Source organism: Streptomyces sp. NPDC043870 (assembly GCF_056435785.1).
In genome coordinates this window covers 207,506-223,523 of sequence record NZ_JBWKDT010000006.1, presented here as the reverse complement: position 1 = coordinate 223,523, position 16,018 = coordinate 207,506, and the positions used below count along the sequence as shown (strand labels likewise).

General features: G+C 70.3%; 14 protein-coding genes and 1 pseudogene. 8 read left to right on the top strand and 7 right to left on the bottom strand.

Features of this window, described 5'->3' with window-relative positions:
* Positions 1–82: 82 nt before the first annotated feature.
* Positions 83–1,972 carry an ABC transporter ATP-binding protein gene (locus tag AC0699_RS10985; protein WP_478658336.1) on the top strand — a complete coding sequence of 630 codons (1,890 nt, stop codon included), beginning with the start codon at positions 83–85 and terminating at the stop codon, positions 1,970–1,972.
* Positions 1,973–2,272: 300 nt separating this feature from the next.
* The gene (locus AC0699_RS10980) at positions 2,273–2,905 is read left to right on the top strand and encodes a DUF4328 domain-containing protein (RefSeq protein WP_478658333.1); all 633 of its coding nucleotides are present in this window, start codon (positions 2,273–2,275) and stop codon (positions 2,903–2,905) included.
* Between the two features lie 323 nt (positions 2,906–3,228).
* Here the strand turns inward: AC0699_RS10980 and AC0699_RS10975 are convergent, their stop codons facing one another.
* The 3 genes from AC0699_RS10975 to AC0699_RS10965 form a co-directional block, all read right to left on the bottom strand.
* Entirely contained in the window at positions 3,229–4,257 is a 1,029-nt protein-coding gene (locus tag AC0699_RS10975; RefSeq protein WP_478658330.1) for a S66 family peptidase, read from the bottom strand.
* A 276-nt stretch (positions 4,258–4,533) separates the two neighbouring features.
* Entirely contained in the window at positions 4,534–5,613 is a 1,080-nt protein-coding gene (locus AC0699_RS10970; protein ID WP_478658571.1) for an alpha/beta hydrolase, read from the bottom strand.
* Positions 5,610–6,866, bottom strand: a complete 1,257-nt coding sequence (locus tag AC0699_RS10965; protein WP_478658327.1) for an MOSC domain-containing protein — start codon at positions 6,864–6,866, stop codon at positions 5,610–5,612. The genes AC0699_RS10970 and AC0699_RS10965 overlap by 4 nt, the downstream gene beginning before the upstream one ends.
* A gap of 610 nt (positions 6,867–7,476) precedes the next feature.
* Between AC0699_RS10965 and AC0699_RS10960 the strand changes: the two genes are divergently transcribed.
* The 5 genes and pseudogenes from AC0699_RS10960 (at position 7,477) to AC0699_RS10940 (ending at position 10,291) form a co-directional block, all read left to right on the top strand.
* Entirely contained in the window at positions 7,477–8,346 is an 870-nt protein-coding gene (locus tag AC0699_RS10960; protein WP_478658325.1) for an alpha/beta fold hydrolase, read from the top strand.
* 132 nt (positions 8,347–8,478) lie between these two features.
* Positions 8,479–8,604 (top strand): hypothetical protein, encoded by a 126-nt coding sequence (locus AC0699_RS10955; protein WP_478658322.1) that lies wholly within the window; start codon positions 8,479–8,481, stop codon positions 8,602–8,604.
* Positions 8,605–8,680: 76 nt separating this feature from the next.
* On the top strand, positions 8,681–9,538 hold the full coding sequence (locus tag AC0699_RS10950) for a DUF427 domain-containing protein (protein ID WP_478658320.1): 858 nt from the start codon (positions 8,681–8,683) through the stop codon (positions 9,536–9,538).
* 14 nt (positions 9,539–9,552) lie between these two features.
* A pseudogene (locus AC0699_RS10945) lies at positions 9,553–9,657 on the top strand (IS5-like element IS4811 family transposase); the annotation flags it as partial.
* Positions 9,658–10,045: 388 nt separating this feature from the next.
* Positions 10,046–10,291, top strand: coding sequence for a hypothetical protein (locus AC0699_RS10940; RefSeq protein WP_478658318.1), 246 nt, complete (start codon positions 10,046–10,048; stop codon positions 10,289–10,291).
* Positions 10,292–10,358: 67 nt separating this feature from the next.
* Here AC0699_RS10940 and AC0699_RS10935 read toward each other — a convergent pair whose 3' ends face one another.
* A complete protein-coding gene (locus tag AC0699_RS10935; protein ID WP_478658316.1) occupies positions 10,359–12,173 on the bottom strand; it encodes a S8 family serine peptidase in 1,815 nt (604 codons plus the stop codon).
* A gap of 290 nt (positions 12,174–12,463) precedes the next feature.
* Entirely contained in the window at positions 12,464–13,159 is a 696-nt protein-coding gene (locus AC0699_RS10930) for an SDR family oxidoreductase (RefSeq protein ID WP_478658314.1), read from the bottom strand.
* Between the two features lie 134 nt (positions 13,160–13,293).
* Between AC0699_RS10930 and AC0699_RS10925 the strand changes: the two genes are divergently transcribed.
* Entirely contained in the window at positions 13,294–14,178 is an 885-nt protein-coding gene (locus AC0699_RS10925; protein WP_478658311.1) for a helix-turn-helix transcriptional regulator, read from the top strand.
* 778 nt (positions 14,179–14,956) lie between these two features.
* On the opposite strand, the gene AC0699_RS10920 is transcribed toward AC0699_RS10925, so the two are convergent.
* Both AC0699_RS10920 and AC0699_RS10915 read right to left on the bottom strand, forming a co-directional pair.
* Positions 14,957–15,148: a hypothetical protein gene (locus AC0699_RS10920; RefSeq protein ID WP_478658309.1), complete on the bottom strand. Its 192-nt coding sequence runs from the start codon at positions 15,146–15,148 to the stop codon at positions 14,957–14,959.
* 96 nt (positions 15,149–15,244) lie between these two features.
* Positions 15,245–15,970, bottom strand: coding sequence for an HNH endonuclease (locus AC0699_RS10915; protein WP_478658307.1), 726 nt, complete (start codon positions 15,968–15,970; stop codon positions 15,245–15,247).
* Positions 15,971–16,018 lie beyond the last annotated feature (48 nt).

The window sequence follows — 16,018 nt, the reverse complement described above, 5'->3', positions numbered from 1 at the left end:
GTCTTAGCGTGGTCAGTGCGCCCCGGGCCACGCCGGCCGACGGGATCCCAGCGCCGGTTCATCAGATTCCGGAGGCACCCCCATGGACATGGAAGTCACCGCGTGGACTTCGCTGCACAGTGCGATGAACGCCCAGCAGGACCGGCGGCCCTTCTCCCGGGTGACCCTGCGCCGCATCGCCGCCTTCGCCCGGCCGCACCGCCGGAAGATAGCTCAGTTCCTGCTGCTCAGCGTGGTCACGGCACTGCTCGCGGTGGCCACCCCGGTCCTCGCCGGCCGGGTCGTGGACGCGATCGTCCACGGCGATGCGTCCGGGACCGTCGTCCGCCTCGCGCTTCTCATCGCGGTGATCGCCGTCGCCGAGGCCGGCCTGGGCCTGCTCACCCGCTGGCTGTCGGCGACCCTCGGTGAAGGGCTGATCCTCGATCTGCGCACGGCTGTCTTCGATCACGTCCAGCGAATGCCGGTCGCCTTCTTCACCCGCACGCGCACCGGGGCACTCGTCAGCAGGCTGAACAACGACGTCATCGGCGCCCAGCGGGCCTTCAGCAACACCCTCTCCGGTGTCGTCTCCAACATCGTCACCCTGCTGCTGACACTCGCCGTGATGCTCACCATCTCCTGGCAGATCACTCTGCTCGCCCTCGTCCTGCTGCCGGTGTTCGTCGTCCCGGCGCGCCGCATGGGTTCCCGGATGGCCCGGCTGCAGCGCGAGGCCGCCAATCACAACGCGGCCATGGGCACGCAGATGACCGAGCGGTTCTCCGCCCCCGGTGCCACCCTCGTCAAGCTCTTCGGCCGGCCCGACGACGAGTCGGCCGAATTCGCCGCCCGTGCCCGCCGGGTGCGTGACATCGGTGTCCGTACGGCCATGGCCCAGTCCGCGTTCATCACCGCCCTCACCCTCGTCTCCGCACTGGCCCTCGCCCTGGTCTACGGACTCGGCGGCTACTACGCCCTGCGCGGCCGGTTGGACCCGGGAGCCGTTGTCGCGCTCGCCCTGCTCCTCACCCGTCTCTACGCGCCGCTGACCGCCCTCGCCGGCGCCCGCGTCGAGGTGATGAGCGCACTCGTCAGCTTCGAGCGGGTCTTCGAAATCCTGGACCTGGTACCGCTGATCGCCGAGAAGCCGGACGCCCGCCGGGTTCCGGACGGCCCGGTGTCCGTCGAGTTCGACGCGGTCCGCTTCGGCTACCCGTCCGCCGACAAGGTCTCCCTCGCCTCCCTCGAAGAGGTCGCCACCCTCGACACCCGAGGCGGCACCGAAGTCCTGCACGGCGTCTCGTTCCGCGCCGAACCCGGCCAGATGGTCGCGCTGGTCGGCTCCTCCGGCGCGGGCAAATCGACGATCGCCCAGCTCCTGCCGCGGCTGTACGACGCCGAAGCCGGCGCGGTACGCCTGAACGGCGTCGACGTACGCGACCTGACCGCCGCATCGATCCGCGAGACGCTCGGCATGGTCACCCAGGACGGCCACCTCTTCCACGACTCCGTCCGTGCCAACCTGCTGCTCGCCCGGCCCGGAGCCACCGAGGACGACCTCTGGGACGCGCTGCGTCGCTCCCGGCTCGACGGCCTGGTGGCCTCTCTGCCCGACGGGCTGGACACGGTCGTCGGCGAGCGCGGCTACCGGCTCTCGGGCGGCGAGCGCCAGCGGCTGACGATCGCCCGGCTGCTGCTGGCCCGGCAGCGGGTCGTCATCCTCGACGAGGCGACGGCCCATCTCGACTCCACCTCGGAGGCGGCCGTCCAGGAAGCCCTGGGCGAGGCGCTGGAGGGCCGTACCGCCGTCGTGATCGCCCACCGGCTGTCCACCGTGCGCGCCGCCGACCTGATTCTGGTGGTCGAGGACGGCCGGGTCGTCGAACGCGGCACCCACACCGAACTGCTCGCCGCGCGCGGCCGGTACGAGGAGCTGTACCGCACCCAGTTCGCGCACCCCGGCGCGGAGGAGGCACAGCCCGTCGGCTGAGGTCCCGCAGCTGTGTGGATCCGGGTCCCGGGGAGCCTCCGCCCCCGGGACCCGCGCCGCTGCCCGGCCCCACTGCTCCTTTGCCCCCGGATCCGCAGTCCGTGTGCTGCGGCAATGGACCTCGTGTCCTGGTCCGGCCCGGGCTGCACCGCCGTCGATCGGCTCGGAGGGGGTGAATGCCGTGAGATGCGTGTGAGATCGCAGCCTGGGAGCCCGTATCTGGACGGGCCCGCGCCGGGCCCCATACATTGCTCCTCCCAAAGCCGATCGGGTTCGGCCGCCGTCGACGTGGGAGCACTGGTGGGCAAGGGTTCAGGCGCTGTCGTGTGTGCCGCGCTCGGAGCGAATATCGCCTTCGCCGTGCCCCATCTGGTGGCCCAGCTCCGCTTGCACACCGTGCTGGGGCACATGTCGCACGGCGAGCCCGTCCTGCGCGCCGAGATGTGGGTGGGCAACTTGGCGGGTGCCCAAGTGGCCGCCTTTGCGGGAGCGGGTCTTCTCTTCGTCCTGTGGTTCGTGCAGGCGTGGGAGCGGGTCGGCTCTCTTCTTCCCCTTCGACGGTGGTGGCAGAGCCGTCATTGGGCTTTGGCCGGCTGGTTCGTCCCTGTTGTGAACCTCGGGGTCCCCTTCCTGATCGCTCTCGACCTGTGGACGTCGAGCAGGCCCGAGAACGCCGCTCGCGGTCACTCCCGGCTGTTGGTCATCGGGTGGTGGCTCTCCTTCGTGTCGTGGACCGTTGCCAACCCCTGGGCGCAGGCCCTGTACGGGCGGGCCGAGCAGGTGGAACCGGTCAGGAGCGCCTTGCGCCTCGGCATGGTCACGGATGTCCTCGGCGTGCTCGCCGCCATCGCCGCCATCGTCTTCGTAGCGCGGCTGAGACTGTCTGGCCTGGCTGACGAGTCAGCCAGGAGAGGGCCGCTGGACGTGCGCTGATCGCGGAAGGGATCGGCGGACCGCTGCTCGTACGGCGCTGTGCCGTGGGGAGCCGGTGCGTCCGGGGGCGCTGGCCAGCACCGGCTGTCTGGAGCGCGCGCTTTTCTGACCGCGGCGCCGGCCGGACCGTCCGGCCGGTCCCGGTGGCCGCTGGGCATCGACTCGGCCTCCGCCGGGCCGGTTCCGCGCCCGGCCGGCCGATCCGGGACGCCTGGGTGTGGATCCGCACCCGACCGTCGGGAAGGAGCTCGCAGGGTCACGTGCCCTGCCTGGCACGGGGCCGAACTGACTCTCTCGGGACCCAGACCCCGCCGGACCGGCGCTCAGCCCAGGGTCTGGGTGAGTTCGCTACGGGTTGACGTGTGTACGACGCGGCCGTGCGCCCCATTCACGATCGGCATGTACGGCGGGACGTGTCCGCATTCCACATCGGCGATGATCGGCACGTTCAAGGGGCCGAGTGCGTCGAGCACGGCTTGGTGCTGGGTGAAGGAGCCGGAGCCGGGCGCTGAGGTCCGGCCGACGAGGACCGCGTTCGCCTCGTCGAAGAAACCGGCCAGTCTCATACCGTGCAGGTTCCTGCAGATGGTGAAGGCGTCATCGCAGTCGGCCTCGACATACACGAGCAGCCCGTCTGCCGATGCAGCCCGCGCGAAGGCCGGGACGTCGAGGTAGGGCGACCCCGTGAGATTGCACAGCGTCTCGATACAGCCCCCGATCAGCCGCCCTTCGGCCTGCACGTCGCCACTGCCGTCCAGCCTGGTCCATGTGCCCGGTGCGTCGAGCGCGTACTCACGTATCTCGGGCAGGGCGCCGAAGTCGTCCCAGCCTGCGGAGCGGTGGCGGTTGGGCGGGGTCTGCGTGAACGGGTGTCCCTGCGGCGCAGCAACGATGTCGAGCCACGACAACAGACCCTCGGGCACCCGGTAGGGAGTGTCCATCAGGTTGTTGCCGTGCACGGTCGCCGACCCCGTCAGGAGCGTCAGCGGCGTCATGATGGTGGACATGTCGGAGAACCCGACGAGCCAGGTCGGCTCGGCGTCACGCAGCCGGTCCCAGTCGAGCAGGGGCAGCAGGCCGATCGCCATCTCCCCGCCCCACGGGGGCACCACGGCCCTGATGCCGGGATCCGTCAGCATCGACATCAGCTCGCCTGCGCGGTCGGACGCCGAAGCACTGACATGTCCCGCGCCGTCCATGCACCGTCCGACAACCACCTCGTACCCACGCGCTTCCACATCGCGGATCGCGACATGGAGGCGCTCGAGCAGCTCTTCGGCGACTCCGCTCGACGGAGAGGTGATGCCGACACGGTCACCGGGACGTAAAGGGCGTGGATATCGAACTGGCATGCGCAGGATTTTGGCACAGTGCGGTGCGGGCACGACAGCGACTTTCCGTGCGCCTCGGACGACAAGTCGTGCAGCCGATCCGGGTTGTGTTCCATGGGCCGGATGCACGGGTTCGAGACCCTGGCCGAGCGATGGCTCCTGCCGGTCCTGGACTGACGCCCACGGCGCCCGGGTGCCCGCGAAGCACGCGCCCGGCGGCGGGAGTTCCGCTCCCGCCGCCGGGTTCCACGCACACTCGCCCGTGGCCCTCAGTTCAGCGCACCATGATCGCGCACATCAGGTGCACCGGGTTCCGTCCGCGGGAGGACGGCCCTCGAGCAGGTAGGTGTCAACCGCGTCGTCGACGCAGGGACTGCCCATGATGTACCCGCTGTGGCCGTCGCCCTCGCGGGTCAGGAGCACGCCGGAGTCCAGTTGCTCCGCCAGTCCCTGGGCCCACGGGTACGGGGTGGCCGGGTCCCGGGTGGTGCCCACCACCAGGATCGGCGGCGTACCCGGGGCGTTGACCTCATGCGGGGTACCGACGTGCTTGGCCGGCCAGTCCGCGCAGTTCAGCGCGTTCCAGGCGGCCTGCTCTCCGAACACGGGGGAGGCCTGCCGGAAGGAGGGCATCTCGGCCTGGACCTGCTCGGCCGAGGTCACGGCCGGGGGGAGGTCCAGGCATTCGATCGCCGCGAAGGCCTGTCCGGAGAAGGATGCGTCAGGGGTGTTGAACAGCGCCAGGTCCGCCCCGTTGCCGGCCAGCGCCTGCCCAAGAGCTGCCCGCAGCTGGGGCCAGAGTTCCTTGAGGTACATCGCACTCGATATCGCCGCGGTGGCGGTGTCCTTGTCGAGGATGCCTGCCTCGCCTGCCGGCAGTGGAGTGCGGTCCAGCTGCGCCAGCAGCTCGTCCAGGCGCTGCCGGGCGCCGGTCAGGTCGGTGCCCAGCGGGCAGTCCGCCCCGGTGGCACAGTCGGCCAGGAAAGCGTCCAGGGCCAGCTGGAACCCGGCGGCCTGCTGGCGTAGATAGTCCAGCCTGTTGATCCGGGGGTCGACGGCGGCGTCGAGGACCATCCGGCCCACCCGGTCGGGGAACTCCTCGGCGTAGCCGGTGCCCATGGAGGTGCCGTAGGACACGCCCACGTAGTTGAGCTTTGTATCCCCCAGAGCGGCGCGGAGCACGTCCATGTCGCGAGCGGTCTCCTGGGTGGAGACGTGGGCCAGTCGCGCCCCGGAGTCGGCCTGGCAAGCGGCACCGGACTGCCTGTTGGCCTCGATCAATGCGGTGATCTCGGCCGGGTCGTCCGGCGTGATGTCGAACGGGACGGCGCCGACCGGAGCGGAGTCGGCCGCCGGCGCGATGGGTCCGCAGGTTATCGCCGCGCTCTGCCCGACACCGCGCGGGTCGAAACTGACGAAGTCGTACTGGGAGCGCAGCCGTGCGGGGCCTCGTCCGCAAAGGCGTGGTGAGTGCGGTCGTGGGCGGTGTGGATCCACCACACGGGGCGCGGGTCACGTGTGGCGGCGAGTCGGTGGAGCATGGCCAGTACGGGGGTGGCGCCGATCCCTGCGGAGATGAGGACGATGGGGTTCGTGCCTTCTTCGAGGACGAAGGCCCCGCGGGGGCTTGCGATGTCCACGAGGTCGCCGGTGTGGAGGCTGGCGTGGAGGTAGCTGCTGACCTGGCCGTGGGGCTCGTGCTTCACACTGATGCGGTAGGTGTCGGCTCCGGGAGCGGAGGACAACGAGTAGCTGCGCACGACAGGGGTGGCATCTCCTGTGGCAAGGCGGATGGACAGGTACTGGCCCGGGCGGGCCTCGGGTAGTGGTGTGTTGTCGGTGGTGTCGAAGTAGATCGACGAGACGGCGGGGGTCTCGGGAACGATGCGGGCGACGCGCATGGTTCTGAAGCCGGGCCATCCCGGTTCCTGTCCGGCCTGCTGGGCGCTGGCGCGTTCGCCCGGCCATCCCGGTTCCTGTCTGGGCTGCTGGGCGGCGGCGAGTTCGCGGAACGATTCCTGCCAGCCGGGGCTGAGGGCGGGGATGTTGAGTGCTCTTCGCAGCTTCGCGGGGTCGCGGCCGGGGAGGTAGAGCAGCGCATCGGTGTCGGCGACGCTGAGTTCTTCCGGGCCCTTGCGGGTGAGGGTGATCCGGTCGCCGGCTTCGACATGTCCCTCGGTGATGACGCGCAGGTAGAAGCCCGGGCGGTGGTGGGCGACCAGGAGCGAGGCCATGGCGGGTTCGCCCAGGCGCATCCCGACCCGGTAGCACGTGACGCGAGGCTGGGTGACTTCGAACTCGGCTTCGCCGATGCGGTACCGGTCGCCGATGCACACTTCCTCGTCGGGAAGGCCGTCGACGGTGAAGTTGTCCCCGAAGATGCCGAAGGAGAGGTCGTCCCGGCCGAGCTGCTCCTGCCAGTACTGGTAGGACTGCAGTTGGTAGACGAGGACGGCGCGCATCTCGCCTCCGTGACCGGCCAGGTCGCCTTGGCCGTCTCCGTCGATGTTCAGTCGCCGCACCATCCGGGGGCCGCGCACGGGTGCCTTCCACGCGCCGGTGTGGACGGTCCTTCCCTGCCAGGAGACGTCCTTGGGCATCCCTACGTTGACGGACAGCAGTCTCGCCATTGCGGTTCTCCTGCGTGGGTGGCCGACGGGAAGCAGCCCCTCCTGGCGCTGTGTCTGTGCGCTGTGTCTGATGCTAGTTCTTTTGCCGGTGCTGCCGTGATCCGCGGCGGGCGCCGGAGTGATGGGTGGCTTCGGTCAACGAGGTTTCGGTGACCGGAGCCGCGGGCGTGTTGCCCATGTCGCAGTCGGCGTGTCCCATCGGATCGCGGCGTTGGAAGGGGAGTTGGGCACGCCCGTTGGCGGTGTGGCGTGCCCGTGGCATCCGAGTCACGGCCTCGCCGCCTGCCTGGGGCTGCCGGAGGTGCTACCCGGCTGCGTCGGGGGAGACCCGTGGACGGGGACGTGAGCCCTGAGGATCGGGGCCGACGACGTGGCCGGCCGGCGTCCGCGCACCACGCCCTGCAGAGCGTCGCGCGCCCGCAGGAGGTGGCGGTGCTCGTCAGCGCTGCCATTGCCGCCGTGTGCCCGCTGCCAGGTCCCGGTCGCTTCCGGACCGCCAGCCGCCGCGAATCCCTCCTTGAGCTAACCAGTAAAAGTCTCTTGACAGGTTAGATCCGATATGGTCGACTGGCTTCCATAACCAGTCAAGCTCGATAGAGGGGTTAGTGAAATGGCTCCGGCAGTCCACCACCGCACGGTCACCGTCAACGGCCTCGAGGTCTTCTACCGGGAGGCCGGCGACCCTGACGCACCCGCCGTGGTGCTGCTCCACGGCTTCCCGACCAGCTCGCACATGTTCCGCCACCTGATCCCGGCGCTCGCCGACCGGTACCACGTCATCGCTCCCGACCACATCGGGTTCGGGCAGTCGGCGATGCCCGCCCTGCAGGACTTCCCCTACACCTTCGACACCCTCGCCGAGGTCACCTCCGGCCTGCTGCAGCAGCTGGGTGTCGACCGGTTCGCGATGTACGTGCAGGACTACGGCGCCCCCATCGGCTGGCGCCTCGCGCTCCAGGCCCCGGATCGCATCACCGCGATCATCACCCAGAACGGCAACGCCTATGTCGAGGGCTTCGTCAAGCCCTTCTGGGACGGCGTGTTCGCCTACACCCAGGCGCCCGGGCCGGACACCGAAGCTCCCATGCGCGGCGCCCTGACCGCCGAGATCACCCGCTGGCAGTACGTGAACGGAGTTGCCGACCCCAGCCTCGTCAGCCCCGACAACTGGGTTCACGACCAGGCGCTGCTGGACCGGCCCGGCAACGACGAGATCCAGCTCAAGCTCTTCCGCGACTACCCCACCAACGTGGACCTCTACCCGCAGGTCCACCAGTACTTCCGTGACTCCCAGGTCCCGCTGCTTGCGGTCTGGGGCGCCAACGACGAGATCTTCGGCCCAGCGGGCGCGGAGGCGTTCGGCACGGACCTGCCCGACGCCGAGATCCACCTGCTCGAGTCCGGGCACTTCGCCCTGGAAAGCCACCTCGAGACCATCACCCAGCACATCCGCGACTTCCTCGGCCGCGTCCTCGTCTGACGCACCAACGGACGAGGCGGCTGCGGCGGAGCTGAGGCGGCTGCGGCGGCCGCGGGGCCTCATCGGCCCCTTGCGTCGCAGTCGGCAAAGGACCCGCCATGCGACACGACGACCAGAGAAGCAGGACGGGGCATGCGTATCGTCCAGGAACTCTCCGACGACCGGGGAGTGCGGACCACCGCCGGCGACGGCAAGGTCGTCCGGACCTGCTTCCGCCGGCCCGAGGCCGTAGTGCTGCGCTGCTCCTGCACGCCCTGACCGGGCAACGACAACAACCCACCCACCCCCGGGGTGCAGCCCACACGTCACGCCCCGCGCCCGGAAGGAACACACCATGGGACTGTCCTGGCAGCAGGGCCCTCTTGCCGCAGCCGCGACCGGACACTCCCTCACCCCCGAACCCCTGCCGCAGCGCCTGCTGTTCGCCGAGCGGCTGCGCCGCCGCATGCGCGTGAAATTCAACGGCACCCGGATCGCCGACAGCGAGAACGTCGTCCTGCTGCACGAGCCGGGCCGCTACCCGGTCGCCTACTTCCCCCGCGAGGACGTGGACCCGCAGGTCCTGGCCGCGAGCGGAAAGGTCACCCAGCACAAGGACTTCGGCGACACCACCTGGTACGCGGTGCACGCCGATGACCGCACCACCGAACGCGCCGCCTGGGAGTTCACCGCGCTGCCCGAACACGCTGCCGCGCTCCGAGGCCGCATCGCTTTCGCGTGGCGCGCCATGGACGCCTTCTACGAGGAAGACGAACGCATCCTGGGACACGCCTCGGACCCGTACCACCGCATCGACATCCGCAACACCTCCCGAAACCTGGAAGTCCGCCTGGGCGACACCGTGGTGGCCCGCTCCGAACGCCCGGTCGTGCTCTACGAGTCCGGATTCGCCCCGCGCTGGTACGTCCCGCGCGCAGACATCGACGAGACCCGGCTGCGCCCCGTCGAAGGTCAGACCTTCTGCCCCTACAAGGGCCTGTGCGACTACTGCGCCATCGGCGACGTGAACCGCGCCGCCTGGTCGTACCGCAACGCCTACGAGGAGGTCGGAAGGATCGGCGACATGGTGTCGTTCGAACCGGACCGGCTCGAGGTCCACCTCGACGGCAAGCGCCTGGAGATCGAGCCCGGGCAGAAGGTCGTCCCCCACGGCGTCGACCGCGGCCTGGTCGACGAAGTCAGGGCCCGCTGACCCCCGGCGCCGCGGACCGGGACGCCGCCCGCGAGCTGCTCAGGCGCCTTCGTCCGGCACACCCCCGGATCACCCAGGTCCGGGCCGGCTCCGCCTACGCCGGCCGGCTCGTCACCTGGGACGGGACTCCGACACAACACCCTCAGGACCGTCTCCCGGAGGCCGTTCCTGGAGCACCAGTGGCGAAGGCCGGAGGCTCCGCCACTGGACAGAGTCGTCTGTCCGGGTTTCGCTGTATATATGCCGCATTTGATGAGCGGTCGTGCGGCAGGAAGCGGCCGGGTCCCGGTTATGCGCGGTACGCACCGGGGCCCGGCACGCTACGTGAGCAGCCGTACCGGGTGCGCTGCGGCGACGGTCGTGTGACCGGGATCTTCCCCGGCCCGGCCGTGTCGCCGACGCCTTCGCACATCTGGTTCTCCCGGATACGGACTGAAGCGGGCCATGTCTCCGCGTTGTGGTCCCTGACCTGTTCTGTTCTCCCCGTACGTATGGGTGGTGGTGACTGTGGAACGACAGGCGGTGTCGGTCGAGGTGATCCCGGACGGCTATGTGGTGTCGTGCCCGGGCATGGACGTGGTCGGGCGCGGGCCGACGGAGTCCGACGCGTGGCAGGACTTCTGGGCCGCGGTGCGTGCGGACCGGCAGCCGCCCAGGAAAGCGACGCTCGCGGCGCTGGGCGGGCGGCTGCCGCCGCGCCGGGCGAGGTGGCTGCGGGTGCGCACCATCCGGGTGCGGGACTTGTTCGGCTGAGCGCGCGCAGGTCCGTCCCCGGCGTCGTGGCGACAGACGCCGGGGACGGAGCTTGCGGAGCCGCTCCTCAGGCCTGGGGTGGGTAAGGCCCGGCGGCGGCCGCGTACATCCGTTCCGCGCGAGAGTCCTGCTGCCAGCTGGCGGGGGTGCCGAGAGCCGTGGGGGCATCGGCCAGCCCCGCCCCCATCCGGGCCGGGTCGGCGCCGGGGACGGGCCGGCAGGCGGTGCGCAGCAGGGTGTGGAGGTGGTCGGCGCGGGCAGGGGTGCGAGGGATGGCCTGCGTGCGCAGGTGATCGTGGTGGGCCAGCAGCAGGGCGGCGAGGCCCGTGACGTGGGCGGCGGCGATCGCGGTGCCGTCGGCCGGGGTGTAGCTGTCACCGAGGGCGGTGGTGATCACCGCGGCACCCGGCGCGACCAGATCCACGCCCGGCCCGGCCGGCGTGAACGGTGCGGCGTAGGGGCCCGGCCACGGTGGTTGCGCCAGAGCGTGGGGGCTGGCGGCCGGGTAGGTGCCGGTGTGTGCGATCGCCCCCACCGCGAGGACGCCCGGAAGGGCGGCGACGTGCGCGACAGGCCCTGCGGTGTCGCCGGCCGGGGCGATGACCGCCACCCCCGCGGCGCGCGCGTCCAGCAGCTTCCATGCCACCAGCTGGGACGGCGCCATATACGCGAGGTTGATCTGGGCGATGTCGATGTCGTGGGTGATGCAGTAGTCGATGGCGCGGAGCAGGTCGCTGACCCGTCCGCCGGGGAACAGCTTCAGTGCGTGGAGTTCGGCCTCCGCGGCGATTCCGGTGATGCCGGTGCGGTTGTCGGCCGCGGCGATGATCCCGGCGCACCAGGTGCCGTGACCACAGGCGTCCACCTGCCACGCACTGTCACCGGAGCCGGCGGCGGTGAAGTCGTACCCAGCCCGCACCGCGTCCTTGAGATCGGGGTGGGCGGCATTCACTCCGGAGTCGAGGAGGGCGATTCTGATGCCGTGACCGCGGTAGGTGGGCGGGATCTGGTGCAGCCGCATCGCCTGCGTACCCCAGCCGGTCACCGCCCGGCCCGGGAACCCCTCGAACGTGTCCTCCAGAGCCGGCACCTCCACGACACGCTCCCCGTCGTCGGCGAGGAGGGGGAGGTCGATCCGCTGCGGCCAGTAGCCGCTCACCGGGCGGACGTACAACGCCTGGAGGGTGGCCGGGGTGTCCGCGGCCAGTTGCAGGCTCACCCGCCCGTCCCGGCCGGTCATCCCGTGAGCGGTGGCGGCGGTACCGATCGCCCACACGTGCGCGCTCGGCAGCGCATCGCCGTCCCGCCCCTTGACCAGCACGCTGATGTGCTCGGGCTCCTCCAACGTGACGGCGAGCGCCGGGTCCGCGGCGGTCACGCCGCCACCGGTCAGGCCGCCGATCGCCGGGATGGGGGTGTAGGACAGCGGCTGGTCGATCTCGACCACGACCTGCGGGTTCGCGGCCAGTGCACGGGCCCGCTCCTCGGGCATGGCGACCACGGCGACCGGCGGGCAAGCAGGGTGCGGCTCCGCGATCGCCCCAAGTCCGCGGGAGCGCGACGGACGCACCTGCGCCACCGGCTCCACATCAGGGTCTTCCTCCAGCAGCGCGAACAGCGCGGACGCCTCGATCGGTGGCACCCCGCCCGCCAGCCGGCCTACCGGACGGGGCGCCACCAGATACCGGCCCCATCCCGCCCGCATGCCCCGTCCCTGGACTCGCCCTGGTTCCCGTTCCTCCCGCCTGGCGCTCTGCCCGGCCGGCTCACCCGGCCCGCTCGCAGCCTCGCCGGGCTGCTTCCCCGCCGTATTCTGCGCGCCCTGCGACTTTCCGCCCTTGCTGCCGTTGCCCGGCTTCATGCCGCCGCCCTGCTCACTCATCACCCAAACCGCCGTCTCGAAGGTCTTCGCACGCTTCAACGTCACCAGCCGCGGCGGTGGGAGCGGGCGTGCCGTCCGCTCCCACCAGCGGCTACCGTCGCGCGGCGTCTCGCCACGCAGCGGCACCACCGGCCGGGGGGGGGGGGGGGGGGGGGGGGGGGGGGGGGGGGGCGGGGGGCGGGGGGGGGGGGGGGGGGGGGGGGGGGGGGGGGGGGGGGGGGGGGGGGTGGGGGGGGTTGGGGGGGGGGGGGGGGGGGCGGGGGGGCCCCCCCCCCCCCCCCGGTCCGCCGTTACCAGGGCACCGGGCCGGCCGCGTCGAAGAAGCCGCCGGTCGGGCCGTCGGCACCGATGGTGGCCATACGGACGATGATCTCCGCGCCTTCTTCGACGCTCTGGGTGCCCGTGTGGCCGTTGAGGTCGGTGGCGGTGTAGCCGGGGTCGACGGTGTTGAACCTGATCCCCGGGTACGTCTTGGCGTACTGCGAGGTGATCATGACCACGGCGGTCTTGGAGGAGTTGTAGTCCAGCAGGGTGACGCGCGACTCGATGCGGCCGGGGTCTGCGGTCGCCGCCAGGGAGCCCAGGCCGCTGCCGACGTTGACGACGACCGCGGCATCGGAGTCCTGCAGGAGCGGCAGGAAGGCGTGCGTGACGCGTACGACGCCGAAGACGTTCGTGTCGTAGACGGTCTGCATGTCGTATCCGGTGACCTCGCCCGGCGGCTTGCCCGCGCCGGCGATCCCGGCGTTGTTGACCAGGACGTCGAGGTGGCCGGCTTCCGCGCGGACGAGCTCGGCGGCGGCCTTGACGGAGTCCTCGCTGGTGACGTCTATCTGCACGTGGCGGGCGCCGAGCTTCGCGGCTGCCTCCTGCCCGCGCCGGGCATCGCGTGCCCCGATGTAGACGGTGTGCCCGGCGTCGATCAGGCGGCGGGCCGTCTCGAAGCCGAGGCCCTTGTTCGCTCCGGTGATCAGTGTCGTGGTCATGTCTTCGCTCCGGTGATGAGTGGGTCGGTGATGCCTCCACGCTCCTCCCGCTGCGGACGGACAGGCAGTACCCGCCTCATCCTGTGGACCGGCAGTACCAGGCTGTCCGGGCGCGGCGGCCGGATACTGGGGATGTGAGCGAATCCAAGGAACTGGGCAGAGCGCTCCGCGGCTGGCGTGACCGGACGGCGCCCGCCACGGTCGGACTGCCCGTCGGCGGGACACGGAGGGCGGCCGGACTCCGACGGGAGGAACTGGCCCAGCTCGCAGGCCTGTCGGTGGACTACATCGTCCGCCTGGAACAGGGCCGTTCGACCTCTCCGTCGGAGCAGGTCCTGTCCTCGTTGGCCCGCGCGCTGCGGTTGTCGGCGGCCGAGCGCGAGCACCTTTTCCTCCTCGCGGGCCAGTCACCGCCCGGCCCCGGGCGGCTGTCGGCCCACGTACCACCGGGGGTCCGAAGGCTGCTCGACCAGCTGGGCGGCTCACCGCTGAGCGTGTACGACGCCGCCTGGAACCTGATCATGTGGAATCCGTTGTGGGCCGCGCTGTTCGGGGATCCGTCCGCCCAGCGCGGACGGGAGCGCAACATCGTGTGGCGCCACTTCGCGGGCCTTCCCGGCCGGGTCAGCCACACCCCCGAGCAGCAGGCCCGCTTCGAGGCGGCCGTGGTCGCCGATCTCAGAGCGGCGACCGCCCGCTATCCCGCCGATGCCGGTCTGCGCTCCCTGATCGAGGATCTGCGGGGTGTCAGCACCGACTTCGCACGCCTGTGGGACACGGGGATCGTGGGCGTCCACGAGTCCGACACCAAGACCGTCCACCACCCGGACATCGGAACGCTCACCCTCGACTGCGACGTGCTCATAGCCCCCGGCACGGACCTGCGCATCGTGGCCTACACCACTGCCCCCGGCAGCGACGGCGCGGACGGACTCAGACTTCTCGACGTCATCGGCACCCAGACCATGACGGAGGACCTCAGCCGGGCCCAGCGGCCGGCGGCGCCGCACGCGGATTGAACATGACGGTGGGGTGCAGTTCGGGCGGGAGTGACCACCGCCGTCAGGTGACCTTGCGCAGGATCACGACCCAGTCCTCACCCTCCAGATCCTCCACGCGGTCGAGCTTCCAGACCTCGTCGCGCAAACCGGGGAAGGGTTCCCCGACGCCCAGCGTGTACTGCGCTCCCCGTCGGCGTCGACAACGAGCCGGACGGTGAGCGGCTCACCCGGCGGGGCGTAGAGGTGGGCGGCCGGCCGGCCGATGGCGGCACAGATCGTGCGCGTCTCCCATCACCACCGCGCGCCACCGGCCGGTGGAGTCATACTTGACCCCCTGTTTGGCCCCCGAGCACGACAGAGGCCCATTCGCGATCAAGCGAATGGGCCTCTGACCTGTGTCGGGGTGGCGGGATTTGAACCCACGACCTCTTCGTCCCGAATCAGGTCCTGGAGAACTGCCCACCTGCGTCTCATCCCAAAGGTGCAGTTCAGAGCGTTGGGTCGCGTCGGTCTCCGTTGGCGGTTCAGGGACCTGATTTCAAGATCGTCTCCAGGATTTCTCCATGGAACCGTGACCCGGACTGTGCCGCCGTGCCTGCTGCCGGCCATGCGCATCGAGCTGCCCTCCCATGGGGCACCCCGAGGCAGGAGCAGATTTACAGACCGCGTGCTGGGCTGCCCCTGAACTGGGCTTTAGGCCACTCGACAGCCTGGCGCCCCACAGGTGCCCCAGGAACGGCGCGTCCGAGTGCATACGCTCGTTGCTGCCGTTCTGACGCCGCCCGATTGTTCGTCGCTAAGCCCGAGCGCCGGACGCCCGCATTACAGCCAGGGCAACCAGCACGAGCATCACGGCCATAAGCGCCTTCTGAAGCTCCTGAGGGCTCCAGCCGGCCTGGAAGCACAGCACGATGATCAGCACGACCACGGTGAGGGGCTTCGGCTGGGGGGCGGGGTTGGAACGGCCCGGATTCGGATAGGTCATCATGGATGTGTCACCTCTCTGACGAAGGGATGTGGCAACCGTCAGCCCCGTCTGTAGCTGTGGAAGGCGCGGTGCGGGGCTGACGGAGATAAGGGAACCTCAGGACTCGCTGTCCTCGGTTCGTGTGTCCTCGCTGAGTAGTCGTGCCAGTTGCTTGGCCATCTGCTGTCGGTGGTGACTGGGAAGCATCAAGTACTGTGCCCAAATCTCCTCGACGGCGGTACGCGGGCGTTCACCCATCGTCATCCAGGCCAGCAGTTGCGTTCGCTCCCGCACGGACAACTCAGTGACTTGGGCGGTCAGCTTCTCCGCATCCGGCCTGGCCGGCACACCATGCCGCAGGACGCCGCGGCGGTTGCAATCGCTGCAGAGGACGACGAGGTTGTCGAGATCGTCTTTCCCGCCCTCTGCCAAGGGCACGAGATAGACGACCGACAACGGATTGGAGGCGGCCGCCCTTTCACCGCAGGAGCGGCACGCAAATCTGTCCCGTTCGAGAACTGCGCGGCGCGCGTTACGAGCGACCGCGACCTGACGCTTCCGTGCAACCGGGTCCCAGACGCTGGCCCCCTGCTTCACGAGGCGCTGATCCGTCCTCTCCAAGGAGGGATCATCACGGCTCGTATGGATGACCCAGCCGTGATCCCGCAGATCGCGTAGGCGTCGGTCAATCTGAGCGACATCAGGGAACGCCGCGTGCAACTGCTCCTTCGTGAAGAAGTTTCCCTCCCCCACCTCATGGAGAAGCCACAACGCGCTCCGTGCCATGGAGCCGAGTTTGGGGTCACGCCAGTCCGGAAGGTCCTGCGGGTCAGGCTCAGTCACGCGTTTCCTCCCTCGGATGCGGCATGTGAGACCACTAATGACCGTGAC

What these genes read in the sequence shown, in the direction of transcription:
- AC0699_RS10965 (WP_478658327.1), bottom strand. Translation starts at nt 6,866, where the DNA reads ATGGCGAGACTGCTGTCCGTCAACGTAGGGATGCCCAAGGACGTCTCC.
- AC0699_RS10975 (WP_478658330.1), bottom strand. Translation starts at nt 4,257, where the DNA reads ATGCCAGTTCGATATCCACGCCCTTTACGTCCCGGTGACCGTGTCGGC.
- AC0699_RS10930 (WP_478658314.1), bottom strand. Translation starts at nt 13,159, where the DNA reads ATGACCACGACACTGATCACCGGAGCGAACAAGGGCCTCGGCTTCGAG.
- AC0699_RS10950 (WP_478658320.1), top strand. Translation starts at nt 8,681, where the DNA reads ATGGGACTGTCCTGGCAGCAGGGCCCTCTTGCCGCAGCCGCGACCGGA.
- AC0699_RS10985 (WP_478658336.1), top strand. Translation starts at nt 83, where the DNA reads ATGGACATGGAAGTCACCGCGTGGACTTCGCTGCACAGTGCGATGAAC.
- AC0699_RS10920 (WP_478658309.1), bottom strand. Translation starts at nt 15,148, where the DNA reads ATGATGACCTATCCGAATCCGGGCCGTTCCAACCCCGCCCCCCAGCCG.
- AC0699_RS10960 (WP_478658325.1), top strand. Translation starts at nt 7,477, where the DNA reads ATGGCTCCGGCAGTCCACCACCGCACGGTCACCGTCAACGGCCTCGAG.
- AC0699_RS10935 (WP_478658316.1), bottom strand. Translation starts at nt 12,173, where the DNA reads ATGAGTGAGCAGGGCGGCGGCATGAAGCCGGGCAACGGCAGCAAGGGC.
- AC0699_RS10955 (WP_478658322.1), top strand. Translation starts at nt 8,479, where the DNA reads ATGCGTATCGTCCAGGAACTCTCCGACGACCGGGGAGTGCGGACCACC.